Origin of the sequence: Flavobacterium calami, assembly GCF_038290035.1 — a bacterium.
Classification (GTDB): domain Bacteria; phylum Bacteroidota; class Bacteroidia; order Flavobacteriales; family Flavobacteriaceae; genus Flavobacterium; species Flavobacterium calami.
This window is the reverse complement of record NZ_JBBYHS010000008.1, coordinates 113577-134561: the sequence shown is the minus strand read 5'-3', so window position 1 is coordinate 134561 and position 20985 is coordinate 113577. Positions and strand designations below refer to the sequence as shown.

At 34.2% G+C, this 20985-nt stretch carries 25 protein-coding genes; 20 read left to right on the top strand and 5 right to left on the bottom strand.

Features of this window, described 5'->3' with window-relative positions:
• Nucleotides 1–71 precede the first annotated feature (71 nt).
• The 3 genes from AAEO57_RS08965 (at nt 72) to AAEO57_RS08955 (ending at nt 2608) form a co-directional block, all read left to right on the top strand.
• On the top strand, nt 72–806 hold the full coding sequence (locus AAEO57_RS08965) for a hypothetical protein (protein ID WP_341691756.1): 735 nt from the start codon (nt 72–74) through the stop codon (nt 804–806).
• 100 nt (nt 807–906) lie between these two features.
• Nucleotides 907–1431: a hypothetical protein gene (locus AAEO57_RS08960; protein ID WP_341691754.1), complete on the top strand. Its 525-nt coding sequence runs from the start codon at nt 907–909 to the stop codon at nt 1429–1431.
• 16 nt (nt 1432–1447) lie between these two features.
• Entirely contained in the window at nt 1448–2608 is a 1161-nt protein-coding gene (locus AAEO57_RS08955) for a hypothetical protein (protein ID WP_341691752.1), read from the top strand.
• 73 nt (nt 2609–2681) lie between these two features.
• Here the strand turns inward: AAEO57_RS08955 and AAEO57_RS08950 are convergent, their stop codons facing one another.
• Nucleotides 2682–3011 carry a hypothetical protein gene (locus AAEO57_RS08950; RefSeq protein WP_223681242.1) on the bottom strand — a complete coding sequence of 110 codons (330 nt, stop codon included), beginning with the start codon at nt 3009–3011 and terminating at the stop codon, nt 2682–2684.
• A gap of 130 nt (nt 3012–3141) precedes the next feature.
• Complete coding sequence (locus AAEO57_RS08945) at nt 3142–3378, bottom strand: hypothetical protein (RefSeq protein ID WP_025572974.1); 237 nt, start codon at nt 3376–3378, stop codon at nt 3142–3144.
• A gap of 153 nt (nt 3379–3531) precedes the next feature.
• Here AAEO57_RS08945 and AAEO57_RS08940 point away from each other — a divergent pair, with 153 nt between their 5' ends.
• Nucleotides 3532–3906: a hypothetical protein gene (locus AAEO57_RS08940; RefSeq protein WP_269234176.1), complete on the top strand. Its 375-nt coding sequence runs from the start codon at nt 3532–3534 to the stop codon at nt 3904–3906.
• 52 nt (nt 3907–3958) lie between these two features.
• Here the strand turns inward: AAEO57_RS08940 and AAEO57_RS08935 are convergent, their stop codons facing one another.
• Both AAEO57_RS08935 and AAEO57_RS08930 read right to left on the bottom strand, forming a co-directional pair.
• Nucleotides 3959–4399: a LexA family protein gene (locus tag AAEO57_RS08935; RefSeq protein WP_341691744.1), complete on the bottom strand. Its 441-nt coding sequence runs from the start codon at nt 4397–4399 to the stop codon at nt 3959–3961.
• Nucleotides 4390–5664, bottom strand: a complete 1275-nt coding sequence (locus AAEO57_RS08930) for a Y-family DNA polymerase (RefSeq protein ID WP_341691742.1) — start codon at nt 5662–5664, stop codon at nt 4390–4392. The genes AAEO57_RS08935 and AAEO57_RS08930 overlap by 10 nt, the downstream gene beginning before the upstream one ends.
• A gap of 217 nt (nt 5665–5881) precedes the next feature.
• Between AAEO57_RS08930 and AAEO57_RS08925 the strand changes: the two genes are divergently transcribed.
• The gene (locus tag AAEO57_RS08925) at nt 5882–6487 is read left to right on the top strand and encodes a hypothetical protein (RefSeq protein ID WP_341691740.1); all 606 of its coding nucleotides are present in this window, start codon (nt 5882–5884) and stop codon (nt 6485–6487) included.
• Between the two features lie 22 nt (nt 6488–6509).
• On the opposite strand, the gene AAEO57_RS08920 is transcribed toward AAEO57_RS08925, so the two are convergent.
• Complete coding sequence (locus AAEO57_RS08920; protein ID WP_341691738.1) at nt 6510–7760, bottom strand: NAD(P)/FAD-dependent oxidoreductase; 1251 nt, start codon at nt 7758–7760, stop codon at nt 6510–6512.
• 101 nt (nt 7761–7861) lie between these two features.
• Here AAEO57_RS08920 and flxA point away from each other — a divergent pair, with 101 nt between their 5' ends.
• From flxA to AAEO57_RS08845, 15 genes are all read left to right on the top strand, one after another.
• Nucleotides 7862–9382: a flexirubin biosynthesis tyrosine ammonia-lyase FlxA gene (gene flxA / locus AAEO57_RS08915; protein ID WP_341691736.1), complete on the top strand. Its 1521-nt coding sequence runs from the start codon at nt 7862–7864 to the stop codon at nt 9380–9382.
• A 37-nt stretch (nt 9383–9419) separates the two neighbouring features.
• Nucleotides 9420–10643, top strand: coding sequence for a WG repeat-containing protein (locus tag AAEO57_RS08910; RefSeq protein WP_341691734.1), 1224 nt, complete (start codon nt 9420–9422; stop codon nt 10641–10643).
• 9 nt (nt 10644–10652) lie between these two features.
• Nucleotides 10653–11384, top strand: a complete 732-nt coding sequence (flxB, locus tag AAEO57_RS08905) for a flexirubin biosynthesis SDR family reductase FlxB (protein ID WP_341691733.1) — start codon at nt 10653–10655, stop codon at nt 11382–11384.
• A 179-nt stretch (nt 11385–11563) separates the two neighbouring features.
• A complete protein-coding gene (locus tag AAEO57_RS08900; protein ID WP_341691732.1) occupies nt 11564–12799 on the top strand; it encodes a beta-ketoacyl-[acyl-carrier-protein] synthase family protein in 1236 nt (411 codons plus the stop codon).
• Nucleotides 12792–13046: an acyl carrier protein gene (locus AAEO57_RS08895; RefSeq protein ID WP_341691730.1), complete on the top strand. Its 255-nt coding sequence runs from the start codon at nt 12792–12794 to the stop codon at nt 13044–13046. The genes AAEO57_RS08900 and AAEO57_RS08895 overlap by 8 nt, the downstream gene beginning before the upstream one ends.
• Nucleotides 13046–13927: an LpxL/LpxP family acyltransferase gene (locus AAEO57_RS08890; protein ID WP_341691728.1), complete on the top strand. Its 882-nt coding sequence runs from the start codon at nt 13046–13048 to the stop codon at nt 13925–13927. Before AAEO57_RS08895 ends, AAEO57_RS08890 begins: the two co-directional genes overlap by 1 nt.
• Nucleotides 13928–13980: 53 nt before the next feature.
• A complete protein-coding gene (locus tag AAEO57_RS08885; RefSeq protein ID WP_341691726.1) occupies nt 13981–14883 on the top strand; it encodes an NADPH-dependent FMN reductase family protein in 903 nt (300 codons plus the stop codon).
• Nucleotides 14884–14900: 17 nt separating this feature from the next.
• Nucleotides 14901–16034 carry a dialkylresorcinol biosynthesis protein DarB gene (darB, locus tag AAEO57_RS08880; RefSeq protein WP_341691723.1) on the top strand — a complete coding sequence of 378 codons (1134 nt, stop codon included), beginning with the start codon at nt 14901–14903 and terminating at the stop codon, nt 16032–16034.
• Complete coding sequence (locus AAEO57_RS08875; RefSeq protein ID WP_341691720.1) at nt 16034–16465, top strand: hotdog family protein; 432 nt, start codon at nt 16034–16036, stop codon at nt 16463–16465. The genes darB and AAEO57_RS08875 overlap by 1 nt, the downstream gene beginning before the upstream one ends.
• Nucleotides 16466–16471: 6 nt before the next feature.
• Nucleotides 16472–16936, top strand: coding sequence for a hotdog family protein (locus AAEO57_RS08870; RefSeq protein WP_341691718.1), 465 nt, complete (start codon nt 16472–16474; stop codon nt 16934–16936).
• A 23-nt stretch (nt 16937–16959) separates the two neighbouring features.
• On the top strand, nt 16960–17364 hold the full coding sequence (DarG, locus tag AAEO57_RS08865; protein ID WP_341691716.1) for a flexirubin biosynthesis protein DarG: 405 nt from the start codon (nt 16960–16962) through the stop codon (nt 17362–17364).
• Nucleotides 17364–18362: a BtrH-related acyltransferase DarH gene (gene darH, locus AAEO57_RS08860; RefSeq protein ID WP_341691714.1), complete on the top strand. Its 999-nt coding sequence runs from the start codon at nt 17364–17366 to the stop codon at nt 18360–18362. The genes DarG and darH overlap by 1 nt, the downstream gene beginning before the upstream one ends.
• 177 nt (nt 18363–18539) lie before the next feature.
• Entirely contained in the window at nt 18540–19238 is a 699-nt protein-coding gene (locus AAEO57_RS08855) for an ABC transporter ATP-binding protein (RefSeq protein WP_341691913.1), read from the top strand.
• A complete protein-coding gene (locus tag AAEO57_RS08850) occupies nt 19228–20511 on the top strand; it encodes an ABC transporter permease (protein WP_341691712.1) in 1284 nt (427 codons plus the stop codon). The genes AAEO57_RS08855 and AAEO57_RS08850 overlap by 11 nt, the downstream gene beginning before the upstream one ends.
• On the top strand, nt 20486–20935 hold the full coding sequence (locus tag AAEO57_RS08845) for an acyl-CoA thioesterase (RefSeq protein WP_341691710.1): 450 nt from the start codon (nt 20486–20488) through the stop codon (nt 20933–20935). Before AAEO57_RS08850 ends, AAEO57_RS08845 begins: the two co-directional genes overlap by 26 nt.
• Nucleotides 20936–20985 lie beyond the last annotated feature (50 nt).

Here is a 20985-nt window from a genome sequence, read left to right as displayed (position 1 = left end):
ATTTAACCCTTCAAATAGATCTTTCTATTCTCAAAAACTAATCAGCCGACTACATAAACGAGTATATTTTTATGAAAATAAATCCAATAATTATATTCAACTTTTTTCTTTTCTCATTCTTTGCAGGGGGATTATGGTTGGATTACTTTCTTTTTAAAATAAAAATAGGCTATCTACCAATTATTATTGTATCTGGTATTCTAATAATTATTTTATATATCATGTATGCTATAAATTTTGGAATCCCTATATCAGATAAGACGGGTAAAAAAATTGAAGAAAAAAAAAGGAAATTAGCTTATACAGAAAAAACAATTACAATTGATATTCCTATACTTGAAAAGAAAGTTATAATATATTGGGATAATATTGAAGCTATCTTTTTATTAAATAAACCACCTTTAGATGGAGAATATCATAATTTTGAATATTCAATAATTTTGAATTCTGAACCTAATACAGTTAAATATAATATTCAAAGCTGGTATAACAGAATTTCTCTTTTCCCTGAACCTAAAAGAAAAGGTTTACCAATAATCAGAATAAATGACGATAATAATATCGATTTTCACACTTTTAATGAGGCAATAAATAAATATTTAGTAAAAGTGAATCTAGAAACTTCCTCATACTTAAAGTTAAAATTTGGGAATGAGATCCAAAATATAAAATCAGAAAATACAACAACGAAAATTATAGACGGGCAATTAAAAACCTTGGGCTTTTATAAAATTTTTGATCGCGAAAACAATTTAAACGATTATAATCTAAATACGTTCCGAAAAGAAACTGACAATAAAAATTAATCATGAATAGACCATTATACAATTTAGAAATTAAGGCATTTCATTGCTCGATAATTCTCTTTGAATTCAAAAATTATAAATAAAATATATAACTATTATAATGTTAATTCAAGAAAAAAACAAGCATTCAATTATACATAATAATTTGGGTCTTAAAATAAGTAGCCCCATATCTGAAACAGTATGTTTCATTAGATGGTCGACGATAGATACAATAATTTTTTCTCCAAATACTCATTATGAAAATTCTGCACAATGGATAATTTATTTAAGTAAACCTGCTCAGTACAGTTTAAATCAAAATGCATGGTGGCTTAATAAAATCAGTTTTTTTCTAAAGAATAAAAAATATAAGAAGATTAGAATGCGAGATGATCTGAACAGAGATTTTTATGCATTTCCCGAAATGGTTGAAAAATATTTGAATAAAAAAGAAGAGATAAATTATTATGAAGACAATAGAAAAGGGGAATTAGTTTCAAAAAAAGTAACTATAGAAGAAGAGAAAACCATTACAGAAGAATATTGGAAACCAAAGAGGTCTAACGAATTACCCTGGAAAATGTTGTATGACAAATATAATAGAACTGTGGATGAAATTTATAAAAGAGATGGTTCTATTTAAAAAATATCAAATAAAAATGAAATCAAACTTAATTATTCCAACTACTATCTGCCTACTGACTTTTTTAATTTCTTGTAAAAAACAAGAAAAAATAGATTTGATGAAATTAAATTTAAATGAAAAAATAGAAAGCATAATTGATTTTAATGACTCGATTTTTATTGGAGTTGAAACTGTTGAATATCCGTTTTGCTTATTGGCAGAAATTGATAATTCAACCAAATACACTTTTGATGGTATTGATTTAAAAAAGCAAAAAGTATATTTTCAAATCAACTCAGAATTATTAAAAACAGACAGTATTACAAAATCTGGCGGAGGTCATATTGATTTATTACCCCTTAAAAATAAGGAAAACTTAGCTCCTCTTTTAAAAAAATATAAAGCTGATGATTATTTGTATGGATTTAGAATAGAAATGAAAACTTCAGAATTTAAAAATGAAATTCTCAAGAAACTTGAAAACAAATATGGAAAAGGAACAAAAAATCCCAACACAGATAACGGCTTATACTGGAATTTAAAAAAACAGGGGAAATATATTTTTTATTCACCGGATTATGACAGAGTAACAATTTTAAATAACGCAAAATTATCTAAAACCTGTTATTGGGACACTTTTAATGGTTTGATCGATTTTGACGGATGTAATAACGAAAATTACTTTAAGGGGTTACTCATTAACACCACAAAACCGGAAAATATGAAGAATAAACCTGTTCTTACTATTCATAACGACTGGAATGTAAACGATATTACAATTGGAAAATCAAGTGAAAATGATTTTACAAACTCAAAAACAAGTAAAAATTTTGAGCGAAATATTGTCATACAAGGAAGTACGGGTGATATTAATGAACTTACTTACGATAATGATTACAACAACTTTTATTTCTTTTTTGATGTTAGTAAAAAAGCGAGCGAGAATCCAAAATACAATATCATAAAAGCATATTCCATAACAGATTTTAAACGTGTAGAAATTTCATTTGAAAATGGATTACACCCCTTTTCTTCAAAAGAGGAAATAGCTAAGAAAATAAGTGCAGACCAAATTGAGAATTATGACGATTTAAAATTTTCAAATTACATCGAAATTAAGAATGCTTCGCTTAAAATAAAACTGATGTTTGATGATAAAAACGAGTTTTCAAGTATGTATGTTGTAAAAAAGTAACGACCACAAAATGGATTAATCCAATTTTTTTACATTCCAAGGTAAACGGAATTTTGAATCCGGATATCTTTTTTTATGCAGATTTTACTAATCTGCTTTTATACAAATCAAATTCATAACTAAAAATATCCAGTACAAGTTCATGGGTCAAATCCGGATGGCAGAAATAGGAACCCTCTTCTAATACCCGGTCCGGAAAACAATCAGAAAACTTACCACAAATGCTGAGATTTTCAATAACCACAAATCCTGAATTATCGTTTGTCATCTTTATTTTAAAATAGCCGTACAGATTATCCCTGTATTCAACAGATAAAATTTCAAAAATAAAATTCGTTAATGCACCATGTTTATCTGAGAAGTAACCCATGTTTTCTAAACTTTCATTTTTTATTATTGCCATAATTACTCGATTTATTTGATTTGTAACTTTGATAATTAATCCTGATTAGACTGTACTTACTTTTAAAATCCATTGCAGATTTTAAGCTGATGTGTTTCTTTTCTGCATCATTTTATATTTACACCTGCAGCTATATTTTTTTGCCGAAAATTTCTTTTCTGCGTAATGTAATCTTAGTTTCTTCGTATAATCTTTTTTGATACAATTCAATTATCGTTTCCTCAATATCGTTATTGGTATTTCTGCCATTAAAAACATGAGTAATATAAGAATTGCTAAACGGAAGTCCTTTTTTGTTCCAGATCTCCTTCTCTTCTAAAAGCTTTTTAACCTCTTTTGAGTAGCCTGTTTTAAAGACTTTCTTCATTTTATTCCTTTGTTTGGCTGTAATCATAGATAAGTATTATTAGAATCATATAATTATTGTATTTTTACTACGATTTTACTACGAAGTAACTACTTCAAATATATATCATTTATTAATATATTGTATCATTTTTAATACAAAAATTTAAAAAAAATGCAAACAGAAGGCGAGAGATTACGCTACTACATTGAAAGCAAGGAAGTTAACCTTAGGCAGTTCTGTATAGAAAATGATATATTATACACCTCTTTGCATCCAATTTTAACAAATTCTAGGTCACTGGGAATGAATATTTTGAAAAAAATTATGCAGGTTTATCCTAATTTAAACATAAATTGGGTTTTAACCGGTGTAGGAGATATAGAAATTGAGCAGGATCAAAATAATATTTTACGTGACCCGAATTCAGTTTATCAAAATTCAGATCCAGGATATGAAGCTTTCTTAAAGTATTTTGACAAAGAAGCTACTACAGATAAAATTGTTGCTATTATCGAAAAGAAATTAGAGGATAAGAAAAAGAAATAATACTAAAGAACTTTCTTTTTACCACATTTCTTATTACATCAAATAAGGCATCTTACACCTTTTTAATCACATAAGTCACCATTCCCCAAATAATAAGCTGATTTTCTTCAGTAACTTTTATAGGACTGTAATCTGCATTTTCAGGCATCAAATACAAACAGTCTTTTTCGACCTGAATGCGTTTTACGGTAAACTCGCCATCGATAAAACAAATCGCAATTTTATTGTTTTGCGGTTCCAGGCTTCGGTCAACTACTAAGACATCTTTATCGTTGATACCCGCATCGATCATCGAATTGCCTTTGACCCGGATATAAAAAGTAGCCAGCGGATTTTCGCTTAGTTCTTTGTTCAGGTCGATACTGGTTTCCATAAAATCAGCAGCCGGCGATGGAAATCCTGCCGAAACACCCTCATGGATATAAGGAATCCTGATGTCACTTTCGAAATCAGGCTGAAAAAAGGTCAGTTTTGGTTCTTTTTTTAGAGACATTTTACTTCCAGAATTTGACTAAAATTAGTGGTATATTTAGGAGATAAATGATTCTGGTTCATATCCCAGGTCAATTTAAGGTTTTGCGAAGCCAGTTTTACTTTCCGGTTTCCTAATTTATTATTCAGCTGGTCCATCACTTTCATTAAAGCCAGATGTTTTGGATTTTCTTCTTCAAACAACTGAAACTGCTTTTTATCCTCATCAATCAATTCGGTCACTATAACGCCAGCTTTTTTAAAGCGGATTCCTTCGTTTCCTTTGTGCAATTTCTTCAGCATTTCGATGGCGGTATTCGAAATAGTCAAAGTTGAATTAGTTGCATACGGCAGTGTTATTGCCATATTAAAATAATATTGGGATGATTTTATAGAATGTTTATCAATCACCAGCATAACAATAATAGTATGACAGCAGGAATTTTGCTTCCGCAATTTTTCTGCACACACAGAGGCAAAAGTAACAATACGCTCACGCAGTAAATCAAAATCGGATATTTGTTTGGGAAAACTTCTTGTAGTTGCAATACTCTTTTTCTGCTCTGGCAAAGGTTCTAAATCCAAAACCGATTTGCCTTCCAGTTCACATTTCAGCCGAAGGCCAATCACGCCCATTTCTCTCTTAATCCAGGCTTCGTGCACAGGATCAATAAAATCAAGAGCCGTGTTAATATTTCGAAGTTTGGCTTTCTTTTTTGTACGGTAACCTATGCCCCAGACATCTTCAATCTTAGTCCATTTCAAAGCTTTGATCCGTTTTTCATCGGTATCAATTACATAAACACCTTTGGTTCTGTCTTGAAATTCCTTGGCAATTTTATTGGCTAATTTTGACAAAGCCTTCGTTTCGGCAAAGCCAATGCAAACCGGAAGCCCAAGCCATTTTTGAATCCGGGATTTCATTTGAAGTCCATAATCCTGATAATCCATAACATTCAAACCATCAAAATTCAGAAAAGCCTCATCTATGCTGTAAATTTCTACATTTGGGGTAAATTGCTCTAAAATTTTCATTACACGATTACTCAAATCACCGTACAAAGGATAATTGGACGAAAACAATTTGATGTTTTTTTCTTTTACCAATTCCCTAATCTTAAATGCCGGCACCCCCATTGGAACTCCGGCTGCTTTAGCTTCATTGCTTCTTGAAATTACACAGCCATCATTGTTCGATAATATTGCAACAGGTTTTCCGTTGAATTCCGGCTGAAAAACACGTTCGCAAGAAGCATAAAAATTATTACAATCGACTAAAGCATACATAATGCAAAATTACGTAATAGTGAGTTATGCATTTAAACAGGGAAAGTTAATTTTTATGTTTTGCCTTTCAAATCTCTTTAAAAACAAACATAATAACACCTTTACAAATAAAAATTTGTCACATAAGTCCTGTAAAAAAAATTACACAAATTTTTAAAAAACTGGCTGATGTTTAAAAAAAAATATATTTTTGACACCTTAAACTAACCCTAATTATATGAAAAGAATTGTATTTGCATTGTTATTTGTTTCAGGATTTACATTTGCTCAGGACATGAATGTAGTAAATGGAAATTTTAATTTTTTAAAAGACCAAAAAGAAGTTAACGTAGAATTTGATTATAGTAGTTTTACTATGATGAAAGAAAACAAACCGGAAGCTCAGTATGTTGAAGAACACAAAGCCGATTTAGACAAAAAGGCAAAAGGAAATGGAAACATCTGGGAAAAAAAATGGGTTGCAGCAAAGGAACAAATATGGACTCCTAAATTTTTAGAAATTGCCAATGTCGTATTAACTAAAGAGCATAAAGATTTAAATTTTCAGGAAGGATTAAACACTCCTTATACCTTAATAGTAAAAACAGTATGGGTATATCCGGGATGGGATGCCGGAATTATGAAGCAGCCTGCAAAAGTTACGACAAATTTAAAATTTGTTGAAACAGCAAATAAATCAAATGTTTTATTGGAAATTACAAGTGAAGAAGCACCGGGAGATCAATGGGGAAACAATTTCAGCAATGAATCCCGAATTGGAGAAGGTTACGCTAAAACAGCAAAATCATTATCAAAACTTATAGCTAAAAAAGCTTATAAATAAAAATCCAAAACAAAAGCCCTGATTATTCAGGGCTTTGTTCTTTCTGCATATTCAGCAGATACGCCATATTTTGAATCACATGATCGTGTTTCTTCACAAAAGGATTTTCCTCATTCCATACATATCCTGCCAATACCGAACAGATTTTTTCTTTCACATCAGGGTTTTCAGGCTGATGAAAAAACAAAGTCTGCAAATTTCCGGTGTACCATTCTTTCACGTAAGTGGTAAAAACAGCAATACCGCGTTTCATATATTGCGTAAACTCAACTTCCCAGTCAACAGGAATTCCCTGTGATTCTTTTAAATATAATTTTGCTGCGAGCATTCCGGATTCAGTCGCAAAAGCCACTCCTGAAGAAAACACCGGGTCCAAAAATTCTGAACTGTTTCCTGTTAAGGCAAAACCGTCTCCGTACATTTTTTTTACGGCTCTTGAATAATTTTCCAGCTTTACAGGTTCGAATAAAAATTCGGTTCCTTTAAATCTTTTAATATAATAATCCGATTTCTGAATGGCATTTCGCAAAGCCTCGGCATTATCTTTATTTTCTGAAAGCGAATTGATAAAGTCTGTTGGCCCTACAACTCCTAAACTTGTATTTCCATTGGAAAACGGAATTACCCAAAGCCAGACTTCGGTTTCCAAAATATCAAATGAAATTTGTGTTCCCTCCTCACCTTCTTCTCTGTTTATATCTTTTACGTGTGTAAAAATAGACGAGTGCGGATCCAGTTTTGAAGGTGTATCCAAATCTAAAAGCCTTGGCAGAACACGTCCGTAACCACTGGAATCAATAATAAATTTGGCATGGATTTCTTTTAAATTACCGTCTTTATCTTTTACAATTGTTTTCGAATTTTTTCCTTCAAAAGAAACTTCCAAAACCTCTGATTCAAATTCCAGGTCTATTCCTTTTCTGATAACTTCCTGAGCCATCGTATTATCAAAATCCGCTCTTGGTACCTGCCAGGTCCAGTCCCAGCCTTCTCCAAATTTCTGACTGAAATCAAAAACGCAAATTTCTTCTCCCCTGATAAAACGGGCTCCGAGTTTTTTTTCGAAATTCATGGCATCTAAACTTTCAAAAAGTTCAGCCTCCGCAAAATGATCCATAACCCTAGGTATAAGGCTTTCACCCACCACTAATCTTGGAAACTTTGTTTTTTCGACCACTTTTATCTTAACACCGTTCCTATGAAGATAGGATGCCGAAACACATCCTGATGGTCCCGCACCAATGATTAAAACGTCTACAAACTCCTTTGTCATAATAGAAATGTTCTGATTTATTAACTTACATTTGCCCTCATCAAAATAACTACATTTATTTTGATAAATAAAATTAAATTAGCGCAATCAAAACGAGTTTAATGAATACAATTAATGAATATTTAAGTTTAGCCGAATTCGAGGCTATTATATTTGGAAACCAGAAAGTTATAATTAGTGACCTGGTACTAAACCGTGTACATGAAAGCTTTAATTTTTTAAAAGAATTTTCAGGAAATAAGGTAATATATGGTGTAAATACAGGTTTTGGCCCCATGGCCCAATACCGAATTAAAGAGTCTGATCAGATTCAGCTGCAATATAATTTAATCCGGAGCCATTCATCAGGAACAGGAAAACCTTTGAATCCTGCCTGCGTAAAATCGGCAATTTTAGCCCGTTTAAACTCCTTGTCATTAGGAAATTCGGGCGTTCATCCTTCCGTGATTCATTTAATGGCTGAATTGATTAACAGAGATATTACTCCTTTAATTTTTGAACACGGCGGTGTAGGTGCCAGTGGAGATTTGGTACAATTATCACATTTAGCTTTAGTTTTAATTGGCGAAGGCGAAGTTTTTTATAAAGGCGAAAGAAGACCAACTCCGGAAGTTTTTGAAATCGAAGGTCTGAAACCAATTCAGGTTGAAATCAGAGAAGGTCTGGCATTAATCAACGGAACTTCGGTTATGACCGGAATTGGTGTTGTAAACGTACATCATGCCAATAAATTATTAGACTGGTCTTTAAAAGCGTCTTGTGCCATCAACGAATTGGTTCAGGCTTATGACGACCATTTCTCAGAAGAATTAAACCAAACCAAACGTCATAAAGGTCAGCAGGAAATAGCTTTAAGAATGAGACAAAATCTTTCTGACAGTACTTTAATCCGCAAAAGAGAAGACCACTTATATTCCGGTGAAAATACCGAAGAAATCTTCAAGGAAAAAGTTCAGGAATATTATTCTTTAAGATGCGTTCCTCAAATTCTGGGGCCGGTTTTAGAAACTATTAATAATGTAGCTTCGATTTTAGAAGACGAATTTAACTCGGCAAACGACAATCCGATTATAGATGTAAAAAACCAGCATGTTTATCACGGAGGAAATTTCCACGGAGATTATATTTCGCTTGAAATGGATAAACTAAAAATTGTGATTACCAAATTAACAATGCTGGCAGAACGCCAACTGAATTATTTACTGAATTCAAAAATTAACGAATTATTGCCTCCGTTTGTAAATTTAGGAACATTAGGATTCAACTTCGGAATGCAGGGTGTTCAGTTCGTGGCAACCTCAACCACTGCCGAAAGCCAGATGTTGTCTAACCCAATGTACGTTCACAGTATCCCGAACAACAACGACAATCAGGACATTGTAAGTATGGGAACCAACTCGGCTGTAATTGCCTCAAAAGTCATCGAAAACGCTTTTGAAGTTTTAGCCATCGAATTAATTACAATTGTTCAGGCGATTGATTATTTAGACCAAAAAGACAAGATTTCATCAGTTACCAAAAAATGGTACGATGATGTGCGAAAAATAATTCCGACATTCAAAGAAGATCAGGTAATGTATCCGTTTGTTCAAAAAGTAAAAGATTACCTGATTAATAGTTAAATCTATATTTACAGCATTAATATTGAATCTTAAAATCATGAAAAAGTCATTTGTTTTTTTATTGCTATTTATTCAATTTGTTAATAGTCAGGAACTGGCATTAGTTAAAAAGAATTCAAAAATTGGATATCTCGCTAAAGATGGTTCTTTTAAGATAGAGCCTCAGTACAAATCTGCCAAAAGTTTTTCTGAAGGTTTGGCTGCTGTTGAAAAAGATGGAAAATGGGGGTTCATTGATACAAAAGGAACGTGGGTAATTCCGGCAGATTTTAAAAGTGTCAAAGATTTTAACAGCGGAATTGCAATCGTACAAAAAGACAAAGACTGGGTTTATATTAATACAAAAGGAGAAATCTTAAAAGCACCTGCTTCAGAGAAATTATATGATTTTAATGACGGTGTAGCTTTTATAAAACAAGGAAACAAGGTCGGGTTAATCAATTCAAAAATGGCTGTGGTTTTAGAACCAAAATACGATCAGATTAAACCCTTTGAAAACGGTTTTGCCAGAGTTGAACTGAACAAAAACTGGGGAATTATAAATACTTCCGGAAAAGAATTAGTAGAACCTGCTTATGCTGAAATTGGAAATTATTTCAAGAACACCACCTGGGCCAGAAAAGACAAAATCTTCGGAATCGTTAGCGGAGGAAAATTTATTCCGGTTGAAGGTGCAGAAAAAATCTGGGATTTCGAAATACAGGATTTGACTTTCGCAAAAAAGAATGGTAAAATCGGTTTTATAGATTTAAAAGGAAATTGGGCAATTCTGCCTATCTATGACAAAGCAAAAGCTTTCTCAAAAAATCTGGCGCCGGTTTTAGTAGGATCAAAATGGGGATACATTAATCCCAAAGCAGAATTTGTAATTCCGCCAACTTACAGCGATGCAGAAGTTTTCGGTTCAAATGGTTTAGCCCCTGTAAAAGAAAGCAATTGGGGATTCATCAATGAAACAGGAAAGTTAGTAATCCCAACACAATATGGTATTACCACAAACGGAATAGTGGCTATGTTTGTTCAGCAGGACAAAGGATTTATTGATGGTGTTGCCAGAGTAAAAAACGAGGGGAAATGGGGATTCCTTAAACCGGATGGAACTGTACTAAGCAATCAATGGTTTGAAAATGCTGAACTTTTTTCGAAATCAGAAAGACCTCAACCCGTTGCAGCTCCAGCTGAAACTCCAAAACAAGAAACAAAAACAACCAAAACAGCTGCTAAATCGACATCGAAACCAGCAGCTAAGAAAAAGAAATAAATTTCACTTATGAAATGTGTATTAGTAACTGGCGGTTCAAGAGGAATTGGAAGTGCTATTTGTAAAAAATTAGCTGTAGAATCCAATTATCATATTCTGATTAATTATCATTCCAATAAAACCGCTGCCGAAGAAACACTTCAGGAAATACAAAAATTAGGAGCAACCGGAGAAATTCTGGGATTTGATGTATCTAATTTTGAAGAAGTACAATCCGTATTAACAAAGTGGCAGGAAGCCAATCCTGAAGCTCTTGTTGAAGCAATTGTAAACAATGCCGGAATTACAAAAGACGGTCTTTTTATGTGGATGAGTCCCGAAGACTGGAACGGCGTAGTAAATACAAGTTTGAACGGATTTTTTAATGTAACACAGTTTTTCATTCAGAAAATGTTACGCAATAAATATGGCCGAATCGTAAATATGGTTTCCGTTTCGGGAGTAAAAGGAACTGCGGGACAAACGAATTATTCAGCTGCAAAAGGAGCAATTGTTGCAGCTACAAAAGCATTGGCACAGGAAGTGGCAAAACGCAACATAACGGTAAATGCCGTAGCACCAGGATTTATCAGAACAGATATGACAAGCCAGTTAGACGAAAAAGAATTATTAAAACTAATACCGGTAAACCGTTTTGGCGAAGCCGAAGAAGTAGCAGATTTGGTAAGCTTTTTGATTTCTAAAAAAGCAAGCTATATTACCGGCGAGATTATTAACATAAATGGCGGAATATATTCTTAAAGAATACTATGTTTGCGAAGTTTGTTTTTAAATTTTTTATTTAACAACCAAAATTAGTCGCAAAGTCGCAAAGTTTTATTTATAAGACTTAAAAAAAAGAAAATACTTTGCGACTCCGCGACTTTGCGAGATTAAAAAAATTGCACTTTAAGGATAAAAAAATTACTTTAAAAAAGAAGATGAACAGGAGAGTTGTAATTACTGGAATGGGAATTTATTCCTGCATCGGGACTTCATTAGACGAAGTAAAGGAATCATTATACAACGGAAAATCGGGTATTAAATTCGACCCCGAACGAAAAGAGTTTGGTTTCCAGTCTGCTCTGACCGGAATGGTTCCAAAAGCTGATCTGAAAAATCTGCTGACCCGCAGACAGCGTATGAGCATTGGTGAAGAAACCGAATACGCTTATATGGCCACAATCGAAGCTTTAAAAAATGCCAATATTGATGATGCTTTTTTTGAAAATCGCGAAGTCGGAATTATGTACGGTAACGACAGCGTTTCTAAAGCCATCATTGATGCTACAGATATAGTTCGTGAGAAAAAAGATACTGCACTAATTGGTTCTGGAGCGATTTTCAAATCGATGAATTCTACGGTTACCATGAATCTTTCAACAATTTTTAAACTTCGTGGTATTAATTTAACTGTAAGTGCAGCCTGTGCAAGCGGTTCACATTCTATTGGGCTGGCGTATTTTTTAATCAAAAGTGGTTTTCAGGATATCATTATTACCGGAGGCGCACAGGAAATCAATAAGTACGCAATGAGCAGTTTTGACGGTTTGGGCGTTTTTTCTAACAGAGAAAGCGATCCGGAAAAAGCCTCAAGACCTTTTGATTCAGATCGTGACGGATTAATTCCGAGTGGCGGCGGTGCGACTTTAATTTTAGAAAGTTATGAATCTGCCATTGCAAGAGGAGCCACCATTATTGCCGAAGTTTCCGGTTACGGATTCTCATCAAACGGAGGGCATATTTCGACTCCAAATGTCGAAGGTCCTGCTACCGCAATGAGAAGAGCACTCGAAGAGGCAAACTTAAAAGCGTCAGATATTGGATACATAAATGCGCACGCAACCTCAACTCCTGTTGGTGATGCCAATGAAGCCAAAGCTATCTTTGAAGTTTTTGGTGAGAAAAATCCTCCTGTAAGTTCGACAAAATCAATGACGGGACACGAATGCTGGATGGCTGGGGCCAGCGAAATAATCTACTCTATTCTGATGATGCAGCACGATTTCATTGCTCCGAACATCAATTTGGAAAATCCGGATGAAGACGCATCTAAATTAAATTTGGTCAAAACTACTTTAAACAAAAAATTTGACATATTTTTGTCCAATTCTTTCGGTTTCGGAGGAACCAACTCTGCGTTGGTGGTTAAAAAGTTTAAATTGGAAAATGAATAAAGAAGAGATTATAGCACGAATTAATGGTTTTTTGGTTGATGAATTTGAAGTTGACAATGACGAAATTGAACCAGATGCTAATTTAAAAGAGACGCTTGGGCTGGATAGTTTAGATTATGTTGATTTAGTCGTTTCTATCGAATCTAACTTTGGTGTAAAACTGGTTGAAGCAGATTTTGTCGGAATCGCTACTTTTCAAAACTTTTATGACCTTATTGAAACTAAACTAAAAGCTAAAACTGCTTAATGAGTCAATGGGATGGCAAATCAAAAGGAACAGTTTTAGGCTATAGAATATTCGTTTTTTTGATTCAAAAAGCGGGTGTTAAATCTGCTTATTTTTTACTTTATTTTGTCGCTTCTTATTACTTTTTATTTTTAAAGAAAAGCAATAAGGTTATTTTTTATTATTTTAAGGAAGGACTACACTATTCCTGGTTTAAATCGAAAAAAATGGTTTTCAGAAGTTATTATACTTTTGGCCAGACGATTATTGACAAGGTTTCTATTTCTGCCGGTCTGCGAAATAAATTCACCTATGAATTTGACGGAATCGAAATCCTCAAAAAACTTTTGGCCGAAAAAAAAGGTGGTGTTTTAATCAGTGCGCATATCGGAAATTTTGAAATTGCAGAACACTTTTTCGGGGACATCGATCTTGACTTTCAAATCAATCTAGTCACTACCGATTTAGAGCATTCAGCAATTAAGAATTATCTGGAAAGCGTTACGAAGAAATCTGCTGTAAAATTCATCATCATCAAAGAAGATTTGTCTCATATTTTTGAGATCAATGCTGCTTTGGCCAACAACGAATTGGTCTGCTTTACCGGCGATCGTTATTTTGAAGGAACCAAATCACTTTCTACAACTATTTTAGGAAAAGAAGCTAATTTTCCTGCTGGTCCATTTTTAATTGCTTCCCGATTAAAAGTTCCTGTTGTGTTTGTTTATGTAATGAAAGAACCAAACCTTCATTATCATTTATATGCACGCGAGGCAACCGTAAAACATCGCGACGAAAAAGGATTATTGAATGAATATGTAAAAAGTGTGGAAAGTATTCTGCAAAAATATCCTTTGCAGTGGTTCAATTATTTTGATTTTTGGAATGATTTAAAAGCTTAAAATCTGTTTAAATAAAATTTACTTATTTTTGTTTGCAAACTAAGTAAACCCAAATGAAAAATGTTCTCGTTATTTTTTATTCTCAATCCGGACAATTAAAATCGATTGCGCAAAATATTGCGAAACCCTTCTTAAATTCTGAAGAAATAAAGATAACTTTTCACGAAATTCTATTAGAAAAACCTTTCCCTTTTCCATGGAACAAAGACTCCTTTTTTGATGCTTTTCCGGAATCTTTTCTTCAGATTCCAACAGCATTAAAACCGGTTTCAGATGAAATTCTCAATACAAATTTTGATTTAATTTTGTTTCACTATCAGGTTTGGTATTTATCGCCATCCATTCCAATCAATTCTTTTTTAAGAAGTGCGGAAGGAAAAAAAATCCTGAACAATACACCCGTAGTGACCATTAACGGTTCTCGCAACATGTGGTTTATGGCTCAGGAAAAAATTAAGGTTTTGCTAAAAGAAGCCAATGCACAATTGATTGGAAATATCGCTTTGGTCGATCGTGTCGGAAACCTAATCAGCGTTTTGACCATAGTCGAATGGATGTTTTCGGGAGTAAAAAAGAAATATTTAGGCTTTTTTCCTCTGCCAGGAGTTTCTGAAAAAGACATTCAGGAATCGACAAAATTTGGAGATATCATTCTTTCGCACTTTAATCAAAATAAATTAAATGATTTACAGCCCAGATTAGTAGCCGCTGATGCTGTACGGATTAGCCCTTATTTGGTAACCGTTGACAAAACGGCCAATAAAATTTTTAACAAGTGGTCGAATTTTATTTATAAGAATCCGAAAAAGCGAAAACAGCTTCTCAAAATATTTTATGTTTATTTATTCTTAGCTATATGGTTAATCTCGCCAATAGTATATATCTTGCACCTCATTAGCTATCCTTTTAAGCTAAAAACCATAAAAAAAGAAACGCAATATTATCAGGGAGTTTAGAAGAGGAAAATTAAATTATGTTTGACGTATATATTACAAAAGCCGCAAAGTATTTGCCAAATGAAGCCGTTTCAAATGATGAAATGGAGATCTATTTAGGATTAATAAATGATACTGCCTCAAAGGCAAGACGTATTATTTTGCGCAATAATAAAATTACAAGCCGATATTATGCCGTTGACAAAAACGGCAAAAGTACACACACCAATGCTGAACTGGCAAAAAATGCTATTGTGCAGCTTTTTGATGAAAACTTTACAGATCAGGATTTAGAAGTATTGTCCTGCGGAACTTCTTCGCCGGATATAATTGCTCCTTCACACGCAGCAATGGTTCACGGATTATTAAAAAACAAATCAGTTGAATTAAATTCTTCAATGGGAATTTGCTGTTCCGGAATGAATGCCCTGAAATATGGTTTTCTTTCTATAAAAGCCGGAAATTCTAAGAACGCCATTTGCACTGGATCTGAAAAAGTTTCAACCTGGCTTTCTGCTCAAAAATACAACAATGAAGTCATCAACTTAAAAAATCTGGAAGAGCAGCCTATTATTGCTTTCAAAAAAGATTTTTTACGCTGGATGTTGTCTGACGGAGCCGGTGCTTTTTTACTGCAAAACAAACCTGGCGGTGAGATTTCATTAAAAATCGAATGGATGGAAGCCTATTCGTATGCTTTCGAATTAGAAGCCTGCATGTATGCCGGAGGTGACAAATTAGAAAACGGTGATATAAAACCGTGGAGCGATTTTACACCGGAACAATGGCTGAACGAATCGGTATTTGCTGTAAAACAGGATGTAAAAATACTAGACGAATTTATATTGCCAAAAGGTGTCGAAAGCATGAGCGATGCTATGGCAAAACACAATATTACAGCAGCAGATGTCGATTATTTTTTACCGCACGTTTCCTCTTACTTTTTTGTTGAAGGATTAAAAAAAGGATTAGACGAAAAAGGCATTGTTCTGACAGATGAAAAATGGTTTATGAACCTTCTGAGAGTTGGAAACGTAGGTTCTGCCTCGATTTATATTGCCGTTGAAGAATTAATGAATTCCGGAAAATTAAAAAAAGGAGACAGAATTTTACTGTCGGTTCCGGAAAGCGGAAGATTTTCATTTGCGTATGCGTATTTAACCGTTTGCTAATGGAAGCCTCTGTACTTTTAGAAAAAGAAGCAGTCGAAAACCTGATTCCGCAAAAGTTTCCTTTTGTAATGGTGGATCGAATGTTTTCGTATTCAGAAACAGGATTAGTTTCCGGTTTGAAAATTCAGGACAGCAATATTTTTTTAGAAGAAAACTTTTTTTTAGAAGCAGGTTTAATTGAACATATGGCACAATCTGTCGCTTTGCATACCGGTTATCAGTTTTTTTTGAAAAATGAAACTGCACCAACCGGATATATTGGTTCAATAAAAGATATTCAGATTAAAAAACTGCCTCAAATCAATGATGTCATCCAGTCGAATGTTACCATTTTACAGGAATTTGCAGGAGTAACTTTAGTAGATATTGTGACTTTTTTAAATGATGAAGAAATTGCAAGCGGACAAATGAAAACCGTTTTAGCCAAATAATATTATATGAAAGTGGGAGTTGACATTCAAAATTACTTACCTCATCGGGCACCAATGCTGATGGTCGATTTGATTTTGGATATTGATGCCAATTTTGTGGAAACCGAATTTTTAATTAAGGAAGACAATCTTTTTGTAGATAATGGCATTTTTACAGAAGCCGGATTAATTGAAAATACGGCGCAGACCTGCTCTTCTATTGTTGGAAAAAAATATTTTTTTGATGAAGACGGGACAGAAAATGAAAACGTAAATGTCATCGGTTTCATAAGCGCCATTAAAAATCTGAAAATTAATTCTCTGCCAGGAACTGGAAAAATCATAACGACAAAAGCAACTTTGGTATCAAAATTTGTGGGAGACGATTATACTTTATGCACGATGAGCTGCCAAAGCTTACTCGAAGACAAAATACTTTTAGAATGCGAAATTAATTTGTTTATTCAAAAGACGATTACTGCCACAACCTAATGCAACTTAAAATTTAAACCGTCATGGAAAAAGAAAATGTACCGCAGCACGATGGAAATTTAAGCAAAAAAAATCTGAAAGAACTGGTTTATGCTACTGACGAAAACGGCAATTATACAACCGCTTTGAGTACGGGCTGGGAACCAAAAGCGATTGCACTTTCAAACGCAATTGACGATATAAAGGAACGTGCCGAAGAAGCCAGACAACAAGTAATTGCTGGAGAAGTTAGTCCAATTTGTTATTTTATGGAACTTAATAAAATGGATCTTTCGATTCTTGCCGGCTATGTTGACATGTGGAAATGGCGCGTAAAAAGACATTTTAAACCGTCTGTTTTTGCCAAATTAAACGACAAGACTTTACAAAAATATGCCGACGCTTTTGATATTTCAATTGCCGAACTCAAAAACAGTATCTCAAAATAATGGAAGTGACTTTTACACATCACCAATCTGCTCATTGTGAAAACGGAGTGGCTTCAAACCTCTTAAAAAACAGCGGACTCAATATCAGCGAGCCGATGATTTTCGGAATTGGTTCGGGACTTTTGTTCGTGTATCTGCCTTTTTTAAAAGTCAATCATGCCCCTGCGATTAGTTACAGAACTTTGCCTGGACAGATTTTTAATAAAGTCGCCAATCGGTTAAATCTAAAAATAAAAAGACAAAAATTTTCTTCTGTTGCGAATGCCAATAAAGCTTTAGAAGAAAATCTAAAAAATAATATTCCGACCGGATTGCAAGTTGGTGTGTATCATTTGAGTTATTTTCCTGATGAATACCGCTTTCATTTCAACGCACATAATTTAGTCGTTTACGGAAAAACCGAAACCGATTATTTAATCAGCGATCCGGTGATGGAAACGGTTACCACTCTGACGCACGAAGAACTGGATAAAGTACGTTTTGCAAAAGGGGCATTTGCGCCAAGAGGCCAAATGTATTATCCAATTCAGATTCCAAACGAAGTTGATTTTAAAAGTGCTATTATTAAAGGAATAAAAGATACGTGTCGAACTATGCTCGCACCTATGCCAATTGTAGGCGTTCGAGGTATCAAAATGGTTTCCCGCCGAATTCGCAAATGGCCTAAAAAACATGGTGTCCGAAAAGCCAATCATTATCTGGCGCAAATGGTTCGCATGCAGGAAGAAATTGGTACCGGAGGCGGAGGTTTCCGTTTTATTTATGCGGCTTTTTTACAGGAAGCGTCTGTTATTTTAAATAATGAAGAATTAAAAACGCTTTCAAAAGAAATGACACAAATTGGGGATTCATGGCGTGATTTTGCCGTTGAAGCTTCCCGAATTTACAAAAACAGAAGTGCCAAAGAAGATGCCTATAACGCTATTGCCGATGAACTTTTAGACATCGCCAATCGTGAAGAAATCTTTTTCAAAAAACTAAAAAAAGCCATCAGCTAAGTGAGTCAAAAGTTTTAAAGTCGTAAAGTTAAAAGTCAAAATTCTTCTAAAAACAATTAAAAACATCATTTTAATTGTTTTAAGCTTTAAAATACGGCATTAAATTAAATTCCTTAATGTATATTGAAAACCATTATAAAAATAGAATCCCTTTCGAAAAAGTACAAAGAAGCAGAAATGTTTTCTTTGAACAAGGTTTCGCTGGAGATCAACCAAGGACAGATTTTTGGTTTGCTCGGACCAAACGGTGCTGGAAAAACAACCTTGATTTCAATGCTCTGCGGATTGGTAAAACCCACTTCGGGACATTTTACAATTGATAGTTTAGACTATCAGCATCATGCTTCAAAAATCAAAAAAATCATAGGTGTTGTGCCTCAGGAATATGCTTTGTATCCTACATTGACTGCGAGGGAAAATCTCCATTATTTTGGCAGTATGTACGGTTTGAAAGGTTCAGATTTAAAAGACAAAGTAATCGAGGCTTTGGATCTTTTAGGATTATTGAAATTTGCCGACAAACAAGTTCAGACTTTTTCGGGCGGAATGAAACGCCGTGTCAATCTGATTGCCGGAATCCTGCACAATCCGAAAGTTTTGTTTTTGGATGAACCAACGGTGGGTGTTGATGTGCATTCTAAAACTGCGATTATTGATTATTTGAAAGTACTGAATCAAAACGGAACTACAATTATTTATACCTCGCATCATTTGGCTGAAGCCGAAGATTTCTGCACACAAATTGCGATTTTAGATCAGGGACAGATTTATGCGCAAAATACTCCGTCAGCATTGATTGAAGCTACAAAAGATGCCCGAAATCTCGAAGATGTTTTTATTTCATTAACCGGTAAAGCGTTGAGAGATGATATATAAAATCTGGATGTCGGTAGTAAAAGAATTTCTTTTGTTAAAAAGAGATTTAGGCGGACTCATTATTTTATTTATCATGCCTTTGGTTTTGGTAATTGCCGTAACCATAATTCAGGATAGTACTTTTAAAACGGTATCCAATTCTAAAATTCAGATTCTTTTGGTAGATAAAGATCAAGGATCTGTTTCTAAAACCGTTTTTGAAAATTTAGAAAAGAGCAATTATTTTACCGTTGTAACACAAATTGACCATAAACCGGTTACCGAAGAAATTGCCAGAGAAAATGTGTACAAAGGAAAATTCCAACTGGCGATTATAATTCCGGAAAATCTAAGTTCTGATTTACAAACTAAAGTCGAGCAGAATGTAGAAAAAATTGTCAGCAATTTAGGTTTGACAGACACCACTGCAACTGCAGAACCTCAACGCATCATTAAAGAAAAGGAGGTAAAACTGTATTTTGATCCGGCGGTTCAGATGAGTTTCAAAAATGCTGTTATGAGTTCGATTGACAAAATGATATCGCAGATTGAAACCAAATCGATTTATTCGACTTTTCAAAAACAATTAGGGGAAGAAACAATCAATTTTGAGCAAAAAAACTTTATTACTTTCAAAGAGATAATTCCGAGAATCAATAATAAAGAAGTGCTTCCGAATTCGGTTCAGCACAACGTTCCGGCCTGGACGCTATTTGCAATCTTTTTTATTGTGATTCCGTTATCGATCAATATTGTAAAAGAAAAAACACAGGGAACTTTTGTTCGGTTAAGAACCAATCCCGTTTCTAATTTAGTTGTGATTATTGGCAAAACCATCACCTACTCGATCATTTGTATGATCCAGTTTTATATGATGGTTGCCGTTGCGGTGTTTTTATTCCCCTCAATCGGATTGCCTTCTTTAAACATCGAAGGACACTTTATATTGACAAGTGTTGTAGCACTATTTTCAGGTTTCGCAGCAATCGGCTTCGGAATCTTATTAGGAACTGTGGCAAGTACGCAAGAGCAGTCTGCTCCTTTTGGCGCCACAAGTGTGATTATTTTAGCAGCCATTGGAGGCGTTTGGGTTCCTGTTTTTGCTATGCCAAAAATCATGCAATATATCGCAAAATCTTCTCCGATGAACTGGGGATTAGAAGCATTTTACGATGTTTTATTGCGTAATAGTTCTTTCGTCGAAATCATTCCAAAAATAAGTTTGCTATTTTTGTTTTTCATTATTACAACCTCCATCGCCTTATTTTATGACAAAAAGAAAAGAACAGTATAACGAAGCCTCAAACTTAACTGTTTCACACGAAATCAGAATTCGTTTCAACGAAACTGATCCGCTTGGAATTGTTTGGCACGGCCATTATATTACCTATTTTGAAGACGGTCGCGAAGCCTTTGGACGCCAGCACGGACTTACGTATTTGGACATCGCAAAAACGGGTTACACTACTCCAATTGTAAAATCAAAATGCGAACATAAATTGTCTCTGCGCTACGGCGATGTTGTAACAATCGAAACCACAGTTGTTGATACTCCGGCCGCAAAAATAATTTACCGCTTTAAAATTATTGACGCTCAGGGCGAAGTCGCCTGCACAGGTGAAACAACTCAGGTTTTTTTAGATAAAGAAGGAAATTTAATGCTGACAAATCCTCCTTTTTATGAGGAATGGAAAAGGAAAGTTGGGTTGTTGAAGTAAATTTTTTCGCCACGACCCGAGCGATAGCGAACAGGCGAAGCAATTCACGA

Excerpts from the sequence above, each read along its gene's own strand:
- AAEO57_RS08925 (WP_341691740.1), top strand. The coding sequence starts at position 5,882 with ATGAAAAGAATTGTATTTGCATTGTTATTTGTTTCAGGATTTACATTT.
- AAEO57_RS08935 (WP_341691744.1), bottom strand. The coding sequence starts at position 4,399 with ATGTCTCTAAAAAAAGAACCAAAACTGACCTTTTTTCAGCCTGATTTC.
- darH (WP_341691714.1), top strand. The coding sequence starts at position 17,364 with ATGGAAGTGACTTTTACACATCACCAATCTGCTCATTGTGAAAACGGA.
- AAEO57_RS08890 (WP_341691728.1), top strand. The coding sequence starts at position 13,046 with ATGAGTCAATGGGATGGCAAATCAAAAGGAACAGTTTTAGGCTATAGA.
- AAEO57_RS08930 (WP_341691742.1), bottom strand. The coding sequence starts at position 5,664 with ATGTATGCTTTAGTCGATTGTAATAATTTTTATGCTTCTTGCGAACGT.
- darB (WP_341691723.1), top strand. The coding sequence starts at position 14,901 with ATGTTTGACGTATATATTACAAAAGCCGCAAAGTATTTGCCAAATGAA.
- AAEO57_RS08875 (WP_341691720.1), top strand. The coding sequence starts at position 16,034 with ATGGAAGCCTCTGTACTTTTAGAAAAAGAAGCAGTCGAAAACCTGATT.
- AAEO57_RS08965 (WP_341691756.1), top strand. The coding sequence starts at position 72 with ATGAAAATAAATCCAATAATTATATTCAACTTTTTTCTTTTCTCATTC.
- AAEO57_RS08870 (WP_341691718.1), top strand. The coding sequence starts at position 16,472 with ATGAAAGTGGGAGTTGACATTCAAAATTACTTACCTCATCGGGCACCA.
- AAEO57_RS08920 (WP_341691738.1), bottom strand. The coding sequence starts at position 7,760 with ATGACAAAGGAGTTTGTAGACGTTTTAATCATTGGTGCGGGACCATCA.
- AAEO57_RS08945 (WP_025572974.1), bottom strand. The coding sequence starts at position 3,378 with ATGAAGAAAGTCTTTAAAACAGGCTACTCAAAAGAGGTTAAAAAGCTT.
- AAEO57_RS08895 (WP_341691730.1), top strand. The coding sequence starts at position 12,792 with ATGAATAAAGAAGAGATTATAGCACGAATTAATGGTTTTTTGGTTGAT.
- DarG (WP_341691716.1), top strand. The coding sequence starts at position 16,960 with ATGGAAAAAGAAAATGTACCGCAGCACGATGGAAATTTAAGCAAAAAA.
- AAEO57_RS08960 (WP_341691754.1), top strand. The coding sequence starts at position 907 with ATGTTAATTCAAGAAAAAAACAAGCATTCAATTATACATAATAATTTG.
- AAEO57_RS08955 (WP_341691752.1), top strand. The coding sequence starts at position 1,448 with ATGAAATCAAACTTAATTATTCCAACTACTATCTGCCTACTGACTTTT.
- AAEO57_RS08885 (WP_341691726.1), top strand. The coding sequence starts at position 13,981 with ATGAAAAATGTTCTCGTTATTTTTTATTCTCAATCCGGACAATTAAAA.
- flxA (WP_341691736.1), top strand. The coding sequence starts at position 7,862 with ATGAATACAATTAATGAATATTTAAGTTTAGCCGAATTCGAGGCTATT.
- AAEO57_RS08845 (WP_341691710.1), top strand. The coding sequence starts at position 20,486 with ATGACAAAAAGAAAAGAACAGTATAACGAAGCCTCAAACTTAACTGTT.
- AAEO57_RS08940 (WP_269234176.1), top strand. The coding sequence starts at position 3,532 with ATGCAAACAGAAGGCGAGAGATTACGCTACTACATTGAAAGCAAGGAA.
- flxB (WP_341691733.1), top strand. The coding sequence starts at position 10,653 with ATGAAATGTGTATTAGTAACTGGCGGTTCAAGAGGAATTGGAAGTGCT.
- AAEO57_RS08855 (WP_341691913.1), top strand. The coding sequence starts at position 18,540 with ATGTTTTCTTTGAACAAGGTTTCGCTGGAGATCAACCAAGGACAGATT.
- AAEO57_RS08850 (WP_341691712.1), top strand. The coding sequence starts at position 19,228 with ATGATATATAAAATCTGGATGTCGGTAGTAAAAGAATTTCTTTTGTTA.
- AAEO57_RS08910 (WP_341691734.1), top strand. The coding sequence starts at position 9,420 with ATGAAAAAGTCATTTGTTTTTTTATTGCTATTTATTCAATTTGTTAAT.
- AAEO57_RS08900 (WP_341691732.1), top strand. The coding sequence starts at position 11,564 with ATGAACAGGAGAGTTGTAATTACTGGAATGGGAATTTATTCCTGCATC.
- AAEO57_RS08950 (WP_223681242.1), bottom strand. The coding sequence starts at position 3,011 with ATGGCAATAATAAAAAATGAAAGTTTAGAAAACATGGGTTACTTCTCA.